Origin of the sequence: Mariprofundus sp. KV, assembly GCF_013387475.1 — a bacterium.
GTDB lineage: Bacteria > Pseudomonadota > Zetaproteobacteria > Mariprofundales > Mariprofundaceae > Mariprofundus.
Genome location: NZ_VWNB01000007.1, coordinates 85,235 through 98,978 on the forward strand (window position 1 = coordinate 85,235; position 13,744 = coordinate 98,978).

The 13,744-nt window shown below is 50.4% G+C and carries 16 protein-coding genes; 1 reads left to right on the plus strand and 15 read right to left on the minus strand.

Going from position 1 to position 13,744, the window contains the following annotated elements; all coding sequences use genetic code 11:
• Positions 1–4: 4 nt before the first annotated feature.
• From F3F93_RS07155 to F3F93_RS07165, 3 genes are all read right to left on the minus strand, one after another.
• Positions 5–1,054 carry a PAS domain-containing protein gene (locus tag F3F93_RS07155; RefSeq protein ID WP_176958490.1) on the minus strand — a complete coding sequence of 350 codons (1,050 nt, stop codon included), beginning with the start codon at positions 1,052–1,054 and terminating at the stop codon, positions 5–7.
• Entirely contained in the window at positions 1,051–1,977 is a 927-nt protein-coding gene (locus F3F93_RS07160) for a cyclic nucleotide-binding domain-containing protein (RefSeq protein WP_176958491.1), read from the minus strand. The genes F3F93_RS07155 and F3F93_RS07160 overlap by 4 nt, the downstream gene beginning before the upstream one ends.
• A 64-nt stretch (positions 1,978–2,041) precedes the next feature.
• The gene (locus tag F3F93_RS07165; RefSeq protein WP_176958492.1) at positions 2,042–2,602 is read right to left on the minus strand and encodes a hypothetical protein; all 561 of its coding nucleotides are present in this window, start codon (positions 2,600–2,602) and stop codon (positions 2,042–2,044) included.
• Between the two features lie 160 nt (positions 2,603–2,762).
• Here F3F93_RS07165 and F3F93_RS07170 point away from each other — a divergent pair, with 160 nt between their 5' ends.
• Positions 2,763–3,326, plus strand: coding sequence for a GyrI-like domain-containing protein (locus F3F93_RS07170; protein ID WP_176958493.1), 564 nt, complete (start codon positions 2,763–2,765; stop codon positions 3,324–3,326).
• A 69-nt stretch (positions 3,327–3,395) separates the two neighbouring features.
• Here the strand turns inward: F3F93_RS07170 and F3F93_RS12635 are convergent, their stop codons facing one another.
• The 12 genes from F3F93_RS12635 to F3F93_RS07225 all read right to left on the minus strand — a co-directional run bounded on the left by F3F93_RS12635 (position 3,396) and on the right by F3F93_RS07225 (position 13,629).
• Positions 3,396–3,518, minus strand: coding sequence for a hypothetical protein (locus tag F3F93_RS12635; protein ID WP_277816522.1), 123 nt, complete (start codon positions 3,516–3,518; stop codon positions 3,396–3,398).
• A 41-nt stretch (positions 3,519–3,559) separates the two neighbouring features.
• The gene (locus F3F93_RS07175) at positions 3,560–4,021 is read right to left on the minus strand and encodes a tetratricopeptide repeat protein (protein WP_176958494.1); all 462 of its coding nucleotides are present in this window, start codon (positions 4,019–4,021) and stop codon (positions 3,560–3,562) included.
• 129 nt (positions 4,022–4,150) lie between these two features.
• Positions 4,151–4,729, minus strand: a complete 579-nt coding sequence (locus F3F93_RS07180) for an SCO family protein (protein ID WP_176958495.1) — start codon at positions 4,727–4,729, stop codon at positions 4,151–4,153.
• 54 nt (positions 4,730–4,783) lie between these two features.
• A complete protein-coding gene (gene cyoE / locus F3F93_RS07185; protein WP_176958496.1) occupies positions 4,784–5,674 on the minus strand; it encodes a heme o synthase in 891 nt (296 codons plus the stop codon).
• A 115-nt stretch (positions 5,675–5,789) separates the two neighbouring features.
• Entirely contained in the window at positions 5,790–7,472 is a 1,683-nt protein-coding gene (locus F3F93_RS07190) for a cbb3-type cytochrome c oxidase subunit I (RefSeq protein ID WP_176958497.1), read from the minus strand.
• Positions 7,473–7,498: 26 nt separating this feature from the next.
• The gene (locus F3F93_RS07195) at positions 7,499–8,281 is read right to left on the minus strand and encodes a cytochrome c oxidase subunit II (RefSeq protein WP_176958498.1); all 783 of its coding nucleotides are present in this window, start codon (positions 8,279–8,281) and stop codon (positions 7,499–7,501) included.
• Positions 8,271–9,146 (minus strand): SCO family protein, encoded by an 876-nt coding sequence (locus F3F93_RS07200; protein WP_176958499.1) that lies wholly within the window; start codon positions 9,144–9,146, stop codon positions 8,271–8,273. Before F3F93_RS07200 ends, F3F93_RS07195 begins: the two co-directional genes overlap by 11 nt.
• A 27-nt stretch (positions 9,147–9,173) precedes the next feature.
• Entirely contained in the window at positions 9,174–9,932 is a 759-nt protein-coding gene (locus F3F93_RS07205; protein ID WP_176958500.1) for a cytochrome c oxidase subunit 3, read from the minus strand.
• A gap of 345 nt (positions 9,933–10,277) precedes the next feature.
• Positions 10,278–10,799 carry an N-acetyltransferase gene (locus F3F93_RS07210; protein ID WP_176958501.1) on the minus strand — a complete coding sequence of 174 codons (522 nt, stop codon included), beginning with the start codon at positions 10,797–10,799 and terminating at the stop codon, positions 10,278–10,280.
• A complete protein-coding gene (recN, locus tag F3F93_RS07215) occupies positions 10,796–12,469 on the minus strand; it encodes a DNA repair protein RecN (protein WP_176958502.1) in 1,674 nt (557 codons plus the stop codon). The genes F3F93_RS07210 and recN overlap by 4 nt, the downstream gene beginning before the upstream one ends.
• 9 nt (positions 12,470–12,478) lie before the next feature.
• A complete protein-coding gene (locus tag F3F93_RS07220; RefSeq protein ID WP_176958503.1) occupies positions 12,479–13,351 on the minus strand; it encodes an NAD(+)/NADH kinase in 873 nt (290 codons plus the stop codon).
• On the minus strand, positions 13,348–13,629 hold the full coding sequence (locus tag F3F93_RS07225; protein ID WP_176958504.1) for a hypothetical protein: 282 nt from the start codon (positions 13,627–13,629) through the stop codon (positions 13,348–13,350). Before F3F93_RS07225 ends, F3F93_RS07220 begins: the two co-directional genes overlap by 4 nt.
• Between the last annotated feature and the right edge of the window lie 115 nt (positions 13,630–13,744).

Sequence of the window (13,744 nt, forward strand, 5' to 3'; positions counted from 1 at the left end):
TCATTCACGATAACTGCTGACGCAGCACAACAAAGGAGGGTGAAAGGGTTCGATCCATCAGCGGTGAAACAGTGATACCACAGTGATAGCCATCGCCCTGAATATTGAGCATGCGCACATCACCCTGCCACTGCCTGCCACTGCTTGCCTCACTCAACGCCTGAGCTACCCAGCCACTCTCATCAATACTCAAATCACTTACCGGTTTGCCGATCACAGCATCGCACTCCAACCCGCTAAACTCATAAAAACGCAGATTGGCGTACTCAATAATACCTGCAGCTGAGAGGATCAGCAGCGGATCAGTTGCCTGCTCTGTGGCTTGCGATGTGAGATAGATATCAGCCAGACAGCTCTCCTGCTGGCGATTAAGTTTGCGCCATTTGATAAACATGTAACCGGCAAGAAGTGTAAATGCGACAAGCAGCAGAAGAAACAGCCTGCGCTGAGGAACAAGCCCCTCCTTAATCATCGCATGAATGCGCTCATCACAGAACGCTGCAGATTTTATCGCCTCGTCAAGCAGTTCAGCATCCACCACAGAGTAGCTGAATGACTGGTACGCATCCTCCTCAAGCTCCGGCCTCAGGTGTTCATCAAGCTCATCAACCATGGTCGTTAACAGCTCAACCCTGCTACTCAGCTCATCATCACTGACCTGCTTCACCTCAATATCACTGAGCGTGACCGAACCCATTGTTGCAGTGCCCTTCTGCAGCATGGCCACATTTGATTTGAGCATCTGCATGGTAGCAAAGTAACCATCCACACCTTCGATCAAACGATCATGACTCTCCTGAAGCTGATCGGCATCGCCTTTAATGGCTTGTAAATTTTTCAGCTCTTTCTCAATCTGAAACAGCAACAGGTGGACATGCTCGAGGTCAACCCGCACTTCCATTGCCAGATCAAGAAGCGGAACCTCTTCAACGGTCTGTTTATTCCATGAGAAGAAGGCAAATGCGACAACAACAATGGCCAGCATTGAAGGCGCCATCAGCATGGCACCGGCATGTTTGCTCAGCTGGCTCCAGGTGGAAAACATCGAATTCATGACTGCTCTCCTCGCTCTGTTTTGTCATTTTCACTTTTAGCATCTGCCTGCTGAGGCTGCTTCTCATCGGCAAACAGTTCATCGACATCAAACTGCTCATCCTGATCAAACACCCTCTCCTTCTCTACTTCTGTATCAGCCTCGACCGCCTCTTCAATATCAACCACACTCATACCCAGCTCCCGCAGTTCAACGGCAAATTCAGGATGGGCTGACACCTCACCCCAGAGCGCATCAACCGGTATAGCAAAGGCAAGCACACGGCTTTTGGCGATCACATCCGCCACCGGCAGACTCAGGCCCACAGCCGAGACCTCACCAAAAATATCGCCTGAACGTAATCGGGCCACATCTTCGCCATCGCGAATCACCACAGCTTCACCTTTGGCCATCAGGAAGAGGTAGTAGTTGAACTCGCCCTTTTTGATCAGTGCTGCACCGGGTTCCACCTCCATCACAGTAGACTGGTCAGCAAGGCTCAAACGCGATTTCATCGGTAAGGACTGGAACAGTGAGTGCTCTGTAATCAGGCGGTTAAGCTGATCCATCGATGACTCAGCCTGCACAATACGCATCCATTTCGCATCGCTGGAGCGGCTGATCGATTTACTATGGGTTGCCCCGTCCATAAGCAGGAAAACAGCGATAGCGAGGTAATATGAGCCTGTGAGCATGCCAAAGATGGCAGCGAAAACAGAGATACTGATCCAGCGCAGGATATTGGAGTCAGCTTCCTGCTTAAGGTAGGTGAGAAACATGCCGATCGCTGGCACAAAAACCAGTGAGGCAAAAGAGAGTTCAATATTAAATCCAAGCTTATAGGCACCGAATGCGGTGAAGATACCGCCACCCACCAGTTTGAGGATAAACAGCCGGTCATGCCTGGATACACCGGAGATATGTTCTTTGGACAGAAGATCCATTTATAGCACCACTACTATTCCATTTTACAGTCAGTGCTTAGATACTCATAAGCCTGACTGCAACTCATTGCGGCGAAGCTACACCCTGAGCAGGTGCTGCCACTGTGTTATCGGTCACAATGATTGACCCGACCATACCCGCATGGCCCGAGCCACAAAATTCACCACACAATATTTGAAATGTTCCCGCTTTGATGGGAGCGAACTCAATCGTCTTGAATTCACCGACTTTAATCCTGTTCATCAACCTCAGCTCACGTACCACAATAGCGTGTTTCATATCCAGTGTAGCCAGGTGCAGCCGGTAGGTTACCCCCTTCTCCAGCTCCAGTGTGTACTTGCCCCAGTCATAATTTTTGGCCAGCAGATAGATGTCTGAACCAGCCGGTGGATGCACGACAGGCAGATCACCATCGCTGCGCACGGTGTAGCTATCCACCATCTGCTTCACCTTAGCCTGAAAACCGACAAGATCAGCGCGGGTTATCTTCTCTTTGGTGACAATAATATCCGGCTGACTGCTTTTCATGTTCAGATAGACCGGCACAACAATCGCCACAGCAAAAACAATGGTTACCAGAAGCAGTTTATAGTTTAGTCCTTTTTTCGCATGTGTGTCACTCATTTCAGGTCAGATCCTTTTTCAATAATGTCAGCAAACTACTATGAAACAGAAGAAAGATAAAAAGAATAAGCTGATCACGCTTTACCGATCAGCCCAATCAAAATAAGATGCGTGATCCTACAACTACTTACCCATACTCAACAACAGGATGTGATTAACAATGGCCGAATCGAAGAAGGACAACCCAATCTCTCCAAAGATGCTCATTCTCACGCTCGTTGCCATGATCATTACACTCGGTGGCGGCGCTTCTGTGATGCTCTACCTTGGTGCCTTTAAAGACCCGGAGGTCTATCGCTCTGTAACCCAGGAGTACCATTTTGCCTATATCAGTCATAAAGGCCCCTACACCAACATTGATCCTATTCTGGAAGAGGTTGCCAAACATCTGAAAGAGTCAGATATCCAGGCTGTTACACCATGTGCCATGTTCATGGACAGTGTTTCAGAGGTACAGGAGGCAGACCGCCAGAGCAAAATCGGCTATCTGGTTCAACGTAATGACTATATCGCCGCACCGCTGGAGCAGATGAGCATCCCCTCCCGTGAGGTGGTCGTAGCCACATTTGAGGGTGGCACGCTGCTTGGCTCCCATAAAGCTTACACCGGCATGCGCGACTGGGCACGGGCCAACGGTTACCAGCTGATGCTGCCAGCCTTTGAGATCTATCACCCGGAGGGCAAGGTAGAGTACCAGCTGCCCATCCAGAAGAAGCAGTACTGATTAAAGCGTTAATTGCAGAACAGACAGTAAGGCACCAGAGCTGTTTAGGCTCTGATGCGTCAGTAACAATTAACCAGGGATATGAGAAATCAGGTAGTAGAGAAACCAGCCAAATACAATTGCAGTCAGCCCAAGGCCAGCTAAAACCTTCTTCTTCTCTTTGGCCTTCTCTTCTCTGTTCAGGTCGTTCATTTTCTAATCTCCTCTGTTATATGTCGGTATAAAGCTATCTATCAGTGAAGGCTGACACGTTTAAGCTTCAGATCCTTCGGCACCTTTTTCATTAACGCTTGAGACAAAACTTTCGCATCGCCAATTTCAACAGCTGTCAGGCGGGGTGCCACAGTCTTCAGACGAGTTTCTGCAAAACGTTCGCCAAGGGTTGTAGCGGTCCAGAACCAGGCCATTGCGGTGACATGATCAACAGGCGTGCCATCGCCGTGCACATACATCTCGCCGAGATGATACATCGCCTTGGGGTGGCCGCCTAAAGAGGCTTTTTCCAGCCACTTAAAAGCCTTGTCAAAGTCCTGAGTTACACCTTCACCACGCGCATAATAGAGACCGAGGAAATATTGTGCAGGTCGGTTACCCTGATCAGCTGCCTGCTGAAAAAGTGCAGCAGCAGCAGCGTGCTCACCTTTACTGGCAAGCAGTAACCCCTGATCTGCAATCGCCTCACCTGGGTCATTCACGCCTGTAACCTGTGGCGCAACAGGAGCATCGGAGCCGCATGAGATAAGGGCCAAACAGATAAGCATAAGAGCAATTTTCTTAAACATCATTTCTCCATTGGAACCGGTAGCATAAAGCTGTAAACATCATTATTTTTTTAAATCAGAATTAAGCCACTTACGCAGTGCAATAGCAATATCGTCGGGTTCGGTATGGTGGCTCATCACATCAAGAATTTTTCCTTTGCTGTTAATCAGAAAAAGCATGCTGGTATGGATCATCTCATAGCCCTCGCGTCCCTCACTGACCTGCTTGAAGAACTCGGCATCATAGGCACCGGCAGCCCGTTTAATTTCATCAGCAGAGCCGGTTAGCCCTGTAATATTAGGATGAAAAAAAGCGACATACTTTGCCAGGTGCTCCGCACTATCACGTTCAGGATCCACAGTAATAAACAGCACCTTCACGTTATCAGCATGATCTTTAAGGCTACGCAGTGCAGTGGCCACATTATTCATGGTAGCAGGACAGATATCGGGGCAGTGCGTATAGCCAAAGAAGAGCAGTACAGTTTTATCACTGAAATCATGCAGTGATACAGGGCCATTCACTGACTGCAGGGTGAAATCTTTGGCATCGGCTTGTGGCTCAGAGCTACACCCTGACAGCAGAAATAGTGCAACTGTGATAACGAGTGTTAGTTTTTTATAAAGTAATGATATATCCACGTGCCTGATACTAGCACAGCAACATTAAAGTGGGATAAGTTTTACAGGCTGACTTTAGATTGAATCGATAATCATGATTCCGAAAAGCAGAATCAGGTAGATGATAGAGTATGCAAAAACACGCATGTCACAATCACGATCAGAGCGATAAAACCGAACTGCCATAAACAGGAAGATCGAGCTCAGAACAATGGATGTGGCAAGATAGATAGAGCCTGCAATATCAAAATACCATGGCGTCATGGCAACCGGAACCAGAGCAATGGTATAGAGAAGAATACGCAGCTTGGTGGCATAAACACCACAGGCTACCGGAATAACCGGCACGTTTGCTTTAGCATAATCTTCACGGTATTTCAGCGCCAGAGCCAGTGCATGCGGCTGCTGCCAAACCACCATAATTGCAAACAGCACCCAGCCGGCAGCGCCCAACTCATTGGTTACCGCTGCATAACCCACCATCGGTGGTACAGCGCCGGCAATGCCACCAAACTGATTAGCCCAGGGCGTCCTGCGCTTCATCCACATGGTGTAGACACCGACATATCCAACAACACCCACAGCGGTAACAGCAGCAGTCAGCGGGTTTACAACCCAGGCCATCAGAGCCAGTGATGAAACAGTCAGCAGCATGGCTACAACAAACACACGATTGGCCGATACAGCCCCGGCAGCCAGGGCACGGTTACTGGTACGGTTCATCAATCTGTCAATATCACGATCATAGTGATTATTAAGCATGCAGGAGCCGGCAGTAGCCAGTCCAAGGGTGAGGAAGGTCCAGGCGATCAGCTCCCAGTGCGGCATAACGCCATGGTTACCAAAGTAGATACCGGTCAACGCAGCAACAAGGGTCAGGCCGACAATGCCAGGTTTTGACATCGACACATAATCCGAAATAACGGAACGGGTCGTAATATGCTGTTCAGCTATGGATTGACTCATTGGTAAAAACCCTCTCCTTGTTTAAACCTGATAAACTGATCAATTCGACCGGCTTACCGCGTTTAAGCAAATGAAAAGGTGGCCTCCCGAAGGAGGCCACCAGTCATCTTACTACTTAGTGATGCCCACCAGTATGGCCAGGGTGTGGCTCAAACTCAGGCTTCGGATTGTCGATGAAGTTATATGGATGCCAACCTTCTGGCACGCTTACCGGAGTCGGGAAGTTACCCTGACCTGGAATGATAGCAGTAGCTGTGAATTCCAGGGACTGTGAACCCCAAGGGTTCGCAGAGGTAGCTTTCTCGCCTGCGATAGCGCCATGCAGCCATACAACGATCATCAGCAGAGCACTTACGAAAGTGATGTAGATGCCGATAGTTGACCAGTGCTGTGCACTAACGATGGTCGCGTTATCCGCGTACATCTGGTAGTCCATGTAACGACGTGGCATGCCTTCCATACCAGCGAAGTAGAGTGGACCCATCACGATGTTCATGCCGATGAAGAAACCAGCAGCAGTCAGCTTAGTCATGAAGCTGTTGCACATACGACCGGTCAGTTTAGGGAACCAGAAGAATACGCCAGCGAAGATCGCCATACCACCGGATACCGCCATTACGTAATGGAAGTGAGACATAATTACGTAAGAGTCAGAGATACCATAGTCAATTGCAGAAAGTGCGTTTGGAATACCGGTCAACGCGCCGATGATCAGCATGAAGAAGGCACCAACAGCCCACCACATTGGACCAGTGTAACGAATCGCACCGCGGTACATAGTACCGGTCAGTGAGAGCATCAACAGGCCGAATGGCAGAGAGATCAGCAGGGTTGTGAATGTCTGCAGCAGACGCAGCCAGTCTGGCAGGCCTGCAACGTATGCGTGATGCACCCAAACGTCAGAAGATACTGGGATAAATGCGATAGTCGCCCAAACAGTAGCTTTGTAGTTGAATACGTCGTTGCGTGCAGATACTGCGAAGATCTCGAACAGAATACCCATGAATGGAAGCAGAATTACGTATACCGCTGGATGTGAATAGAACCAGAAGAGGTTCTGATACAGCAGCACGTCGCCACCAACTTCAGGATTGTAGAAACCGAAGCCGAGGTATTTGTCCATAGAGAGCAGCAGTACTGATGCAGCCAGTACAGGTACGAAGATCAGCTGAATCACGTTTGCAGTGAATACACACCATACAGTCAGAGGCATCTGGAACCAGCCCATGCCTTTGCAGCGCATGAATGCAACAGTACAAGCCAGGTTAACCGCACCGAATACAGATGACATACCCAGGATGATTACTACTGAAGAGTAGAGTGCAGTGTTACCTACAGCGTCAGTCAGTGAGTATGGTGGGTAACCGGTCCACATGCCGTTGTATGAATCTGGAATCACCAGGTTCAGCAGAGCAAGCAGGATACCGGACCACAGCAGCCATACAGACATTGCGTTAACACGTGGGAACGCCATATCTTTACCGCCAACCATGATAGGCACAGCCCAGTTAGCTACGAAGCCCAGCAGGGCAGGAATCTGGAAGCCCAGAATCATTACGGCACCGTGCATTGTCAGCCACAGGTTGTAGATATCACCGTTGTCAGTGATGTCCGGACCTACGGAGCCCAGTTCGATACGCATTGCAGTTGCAGCAAGACCTGCAACAACGAAAGATGCGATCGACCCAATCAGGTACCATACACCGATGACCTTATGGTCAAGGGTAAATACCCACTCTTTTACTGTTTTTGGCTGACCCGGCTTACCGTCCGGCTCATGTCCCATAAAACCACTCATAAGTTTTCCTCCTCTATTATTTTAAATTAAATCTGGTCAGCAGCAGTTGCAGCTTTAGCAACGCCGGTTACAGACGGAACAGATGCAGTCTGCTCAGCAACATAAGCATCGTAATCAGCTGCAGACTTCACGATAATCTTACCGTACATGCCAGAGTGCTGAGTACCGCAGTACTCACGGCAGGTCGCAACAGACTCGCCGAGCTGATCAGGCATGAACCACTGCCAGGTAATACGACCAGGCATCAGATCCTCGGTTACACGGTAACGAGTCATATAGTGCGAGTGCAATACATCGTCAGAAACCATGCGCAGAACAACAGGAGTACCCTGTTTGACTACAAGCTCGTTATCAGAGTCGATGCCGTTGACATCAACGTAGTTCCAGTTCCACATAGAGCCGGTAAGTTTCACTTCAACAGCGTTGGTTGGAACTTCACGGTAGTGGTTGTGCAGGTCGAAACCTTTCACATACAGGAACAGATCGTCGCCCAGGAACAGCATACAAGGGATAACAACCCAGCCGATTTTAGCCTGGTTGGTCAGCGAAGGCAGCTTGCCGCGCTCACCGTGGCCTTTGCGAACATACATAACCATGAACGCAATAGTGATAATAGCAAAGACAACACCGAGAACGGTGATGTCCAGCATGGTCTCGTGCCATACAGCGTCCCAGTGCTCGTGTGGAGTCCAGCCGTTGTAGTCAGCACGACGTGCAGGTGCAGCTTGGAATGCATGCGCCAGTGACGGTATCAGAGGCAGTGCAAGCATTGCCGCCATCACTTTATGCATAAGTGATTTAAATTTCATGTTTTACCCTCCTAAATTTCATATACGAAAAACTTCCAACAATCAGTGATAACCCGAAGATCAATGCGCCAGCGGCGACGAAAAGCGGGATATTGACTGTGTATTTACCATCTTTGTAGTTATAGCTGTAACAGGCACCAACAACGAAATCAATGACGTTGGCGGCAGCGATCTTTTCACCTTTAGCCTTGGTAATGGCCAGTTCCATATCCAACGGAGTAATCGTGCCGCCGTAGAGGTAACGGGTTACCCGCCCTTTCGGAGACAGCATGATATATACGTTAGGATGCAGAAACATGGCATCACGCGGAGACCAGAAATATTTAAAACCCATCGAACCGGTGAGTTTGTCGATATTTGCCTTCTCCTGCATGGTGGTCATTTTCCAGCCTGATGGCAGACCATCTGCGAATCCAGCCTCTTTCATAAAGTTCGCCAGCGTTGCAGGTGTATCGTTTTTGTCAAAAGAGACTGTCAGTACGTTATAGTCCTGGCCGATCTTCCAACGCTCTACACCCTTCAGTGTCTCAGAGAGGTTTTTATTAATCACTGAGCAGGCTCCGTCGCAGGTGTAGTAGCTAAACGCCAGCACCAGCGGCTTACCCAACATTGAACCCAGTTTAAAGTCCGCGCCGGTCTCATCCTGGAGGACGAAATCGTAATCAGCCTTTTCACCCAAGAACTTGATCTCTTCGATCTTGAGAATACTAGGATCAACCACTGAATCTTTGCTCACATTACCGTAAGCGGCATGTGCACCATTTGCGAACCCCAGCAAAGCCACAGCAGACACCGCCATGGTCAGAGCCAGCTTGCGCAGGCCAGACCATGACGGGGTCACTGAGTATGAGGAGGTATGATTCAATTTAGTTACAGTCTCTATCTACGTTGCTTACCAGAAATAAACCTGGAGCAGAACCCAGAAGCCAAGCACGTTCACAAAGTGAACATACATGGTCATAGAACGGGTGTATGAGAAGCTCAGGCGACCTTTAAACGCAGACGGAATACAGGTCAGCATTACCAGAACACCCATGACCAGATGGGCCATGTGAATACCGGTAAAGCCATACAGTGAAGTTGCAAATGCGTTAACACCTATGGTGAAGCCCTGTGCAGCCAGATCAGACCAGGAGCCGATCAGCATGTAGGCAAACACTGCCCAGATTGCTACTGAGATAAGAGTGAATGTTGCGAAGCCGGAAGCATCACCATTGATCTCTTTCTTACGTGCAATACCGATTGTGAAGCTTGACACCATCAGGATCAGTGTAGAAATTACCGCTTCGTTTGTACCGATGTTTTCAGGAGTACCTTCAGGTGGCCATACAGGTGCGCCCAGACGAGCAACCCAGTAACCAGCAAGAACGCCGCCGATGGTCATGATTTCAGTACCGATGAACATAAACATAGCCGATGGAGACCAGTTCTCGTCGTCAATCACGCCGATGGTTTCAGCTGCCCAGCCAAGACCACCCATAATTGTCATGCCGGCACCAACTGCCAGAATAACCAGTGCCGCAGTATCCATCTGATAGACGAACTGCGCCATGAAAGCCAATGGTAAGAACAGACCTGCACCGAAACCTACTAGTAACGGGTTAGGACTGGTATGCCAATGGGCCGTATAATGTTTTATCTCTTCACTCATTTATACCCTCCTCGTATTGTTAAGCCAAAGCTTAAGTTACTACCAATATACAGTAGTCGTAACATAAGTGGTCGGCATTCTGCATATCTGAAATAGGCATATCAAGTACAATTTTAAATAAAATTTAATGTTTGTTCATGTTGGGTTCATCTGAAAACGGGGCCCACAATCACCTGTCACAAACATGCCTACTATAAAGACATGGTAATCTGCATAGTTACAAGACCGGCGCATTGCGATCAGCAGGAGAATCAAAAAAATTTACCGGTAACATAAGAGATTGTTATAGGCCCATGATTATCGTTTATTTAATATAGATCGCACTGGAACGCGCAGGATTGAGGATCAAAAACCGTCTATCTCAATGATCGGTTTAACCACCATCGGGCGAATAGGCGCATCAGAGAGCACCTTCTCCACGGCCACTTCATCACAATCGGCAAAGCGGGCACAGTGCACACAGACCGTCCATACCTTATGCGGCAGACTCTCTTTTGAAACGATTCGATAACCGAGCTTGAGAAAGAAACCGGTGACATAGGTCAGCGCAAACAACTTGGCCACACCAAGTCCGACCGCCCACTGCTCACACCCCTCGACCAAAAGCCGACCCACACCATGTTTCTGGAATTGGGGGTCAACAACCAGCGAACGCACCTCAGCCAGGTTTTCACCATAGATATGAACACAGACCACACCAGCCAGCACGCCATCGTACTCAGCGACCAGAAACTCCTGCAGATGCTGAAAGATATTATCTTTATCACGCCCTAATATAATGTTTTTCTCGGCAAATGGCTTAAGCAGATGGTCTATCGCCTCGACATCGCCAGCGCCAGCAGCGCGAATGCATATTTTATGTGTCATGGCGCGTTTGCCGTTCTGCCACGAGCCAGCATCATCTCTGCGTGCCTGGATGACTCATCATCGACACCACCCAGCATGCGGGAAATCTCCTGCTGTCGCTGATCCGCCTCCACAACTCGAAGCTGGGTTACTGTCCGCCCCTCCCGCTCATGTTTACTGATAACAACCTGGTGACTGGCGCAGGATGCAACCTGTGGCAGATGCGAAATAACCAGCACCTGCCGCTCACGCCCCATGGCTGCCAGCAGCTCACCCACACACCACGCTGTTTCACCGCCAATGCCGGTATCCACCTCATCAAAGACAGCAATATGAGGCATCTCTGAAAGCAGACCACACCCCTTTAGTGCCAGCACCAGCCGGGAGAGCTCGCCCCCCGAAGCCACTGCTGCCAGATCTCGCCACGGCTCGCCGGGATTGGACATCACCTGCATGGTTACACTATCCCATCCATCCTCGCTCCATGCCGTCTCCTGCTGTGCATTGCCAGCGACACTGAACCGAATCTGCATGCCGGCAAGGGAGAGACGATCCATAAATGGCCGCAGCGCAGTTGCCAGCTCAGCACCACAATCAGTGCGCGCCTCTGTCAGCGCTTGTGCCGCCTCAGCATATCGACCTCTAGCCTCTTCCAGCGATTTACCCAGTGAAGCCTCATCCCAGCCGGCAGTATCAAGCAGCGAGAGCCGCTCCTGCCACTGCTGCATCAAGGCAATCAGCCCCTCCTCATCAGTACCATGCCGGCGTTTTGCCTCAAAGAGCTGCATCAACCGCTCCTCATTACTGCGCAGCAGAGCTTCATCAAACGACTCATCCAGCAGCGCACTCAATTCAGGGCTCAACTCACCCAGCAGCGCATCAATCTGTTCAACCAGCTCAACCGCCGCCCTCAGACCGGCATGGTAGGAGGCTGCCGCCGCCACCTCATGGCCAGCCCTGGCAACCAGCTGACGCGCATTTGGCTCCCCCTCATCGAGCAGCTGCAACGCCTGATTTGCCGCGTGCTGAATCTGGGCATAATGACGTCCCGCTTCGACTTCAGACTGCAGCAGTTCACCAAGGCCAGGCTCCAGCTCCAGAAGCTGCAGACTGTTTAACTGTTCACGCATCCACGCCGCCTGCTGCTCACTCTGACCACGCTCAGACTGCAGATCGTGAAGGCGAAGCCTGATCTGCTGCCACTGCTCATAGGCAGCCCTTACAGCTTGCTGCAGCGTGCCACTCAGCCTCGCATCCAGCAGCGAGCGCTGAAATCCCGGCTGCATCAGAATCTGATGTTCATGCTGGCCGTGCAGATCAAGACAGATCGCACCCAGCTGCTGAAGCAGCTTCAGAGCTACCGGCGTACCGTTAATGTAGGCGCGTGAGCGGCCATCCCTGCTGATCAGCCGCCTCAGAATCAACTCATCTTCAGGTTCAATCTCCTGCTCAGCAAGCAGCGCATTGATCCTGGCATCTTCACCATCCCAGATGGCAATCACTTCGGCCTTCTCGGCACCATGACGCACCCAGTCGGAGCTGGCACGAGCGCCAAATACCGCCCCCAGCGCATCCACCAGCATCGACTTGCCGGCGCCGGTTTCACCGGTAAATACGGTCATGCCCGACGCCAGCTCCAGCTGGGCCTTCTCAATCAGTGCAAACTGTTTAACCGTAAGCGAGGTTAGCATGCGGGTTCCTTAGCTGTTTTCAACCTGGCCTGCCCACTTCAACTTGGTTCTGAGCACTTCGTAGTAGTGATGGCGATCAGGCAGATAAACCAGAGAGATGTAACCATTTTTACGTACCACAATGCGATCATTCTGCTCCAGTCGAAGCATCTCTATGCCGTCAAGATTAAGTGCAGCACCCTGTGATGAGGATTCTACCAGATGCAGCTCAATCTGTTCATCAGCCGGAATCACAACAGGGCGATTAGAGAGCGTGTGCGGGCAGACAGGCACCACACTGATCGCGTCAACGGCAGGATGTACGATAGGCCCACCAGCCGAAAGTGCATAGGCAGTCGAACCGGCCGGTGTAGCCAGAATCAGACCATCGCCACGCATGCGGAAGACAAAACGTTCATTCACACACATCTCAAAACCGATCATGCCACCCCGACGCTCAAGCACGACATCATTCATCGCCCTGCTGCTCATCAGCTTTTTATCACCACGCCACACCTCAGCATGAAGACTGAAATGGCGCGTAGTTTTCAGATTTCCGGCAAGAATCTGCTCTACCACATCAAACATATGGCCAATCGGCGTATCCGTGAGAAAACCGAGTCGTCCGAGATTGATGCCGAGAATAGGTGTTTCCGAACCGATAAAATCACGCGCTGCGTGCAGCAGTGTGCCATCGCCACCGAGCACAATCATCAACTCAACCTTATCGGGCATCTCGGCAACAGGCAGTCGATCACAGCCCGTCGCGCAACCGATACAGGTCTCCAGCTTTTGATCGACAAAGACCGCGCACTCTCGCTCAACCAGCCAGCGATGCAGCTCACAGAGCAGCGCACAGGCACGCGCATCATTAGGCTTAATACTGATTCCGATACGCTTCACTTGGCAGCACCCACCCACTTTTCAGGCTGGGTATGACATAAAAAACATTTATCAACCTGCGTATGCTTTGCGGATTGGGGATAGACACCCTGAGGGCCATGACAACTCATGCAGGCAGCCCTTGATGTGGAGGTACGATGCGCCTCATCATCCGGCACAGGCGTGGTCTTCCTCTCACTGGTACCCAGCACCAGTGCCAACACCACGGCAGCTACCATACCGAGAAAAAACAGATCTCTTTTGCCCGGCTTCCATGAACTCTTTTGCTGATTCGCCATCCCGTCTCCCCGTGGAGGTATAGTTTTTTATGCCTTTGCCGCCCTGGCAAAACCTGAGCAATACTTATCCATCTGCAACAGCGATTCCACCTGCAATTTTATATCCAGCATCATT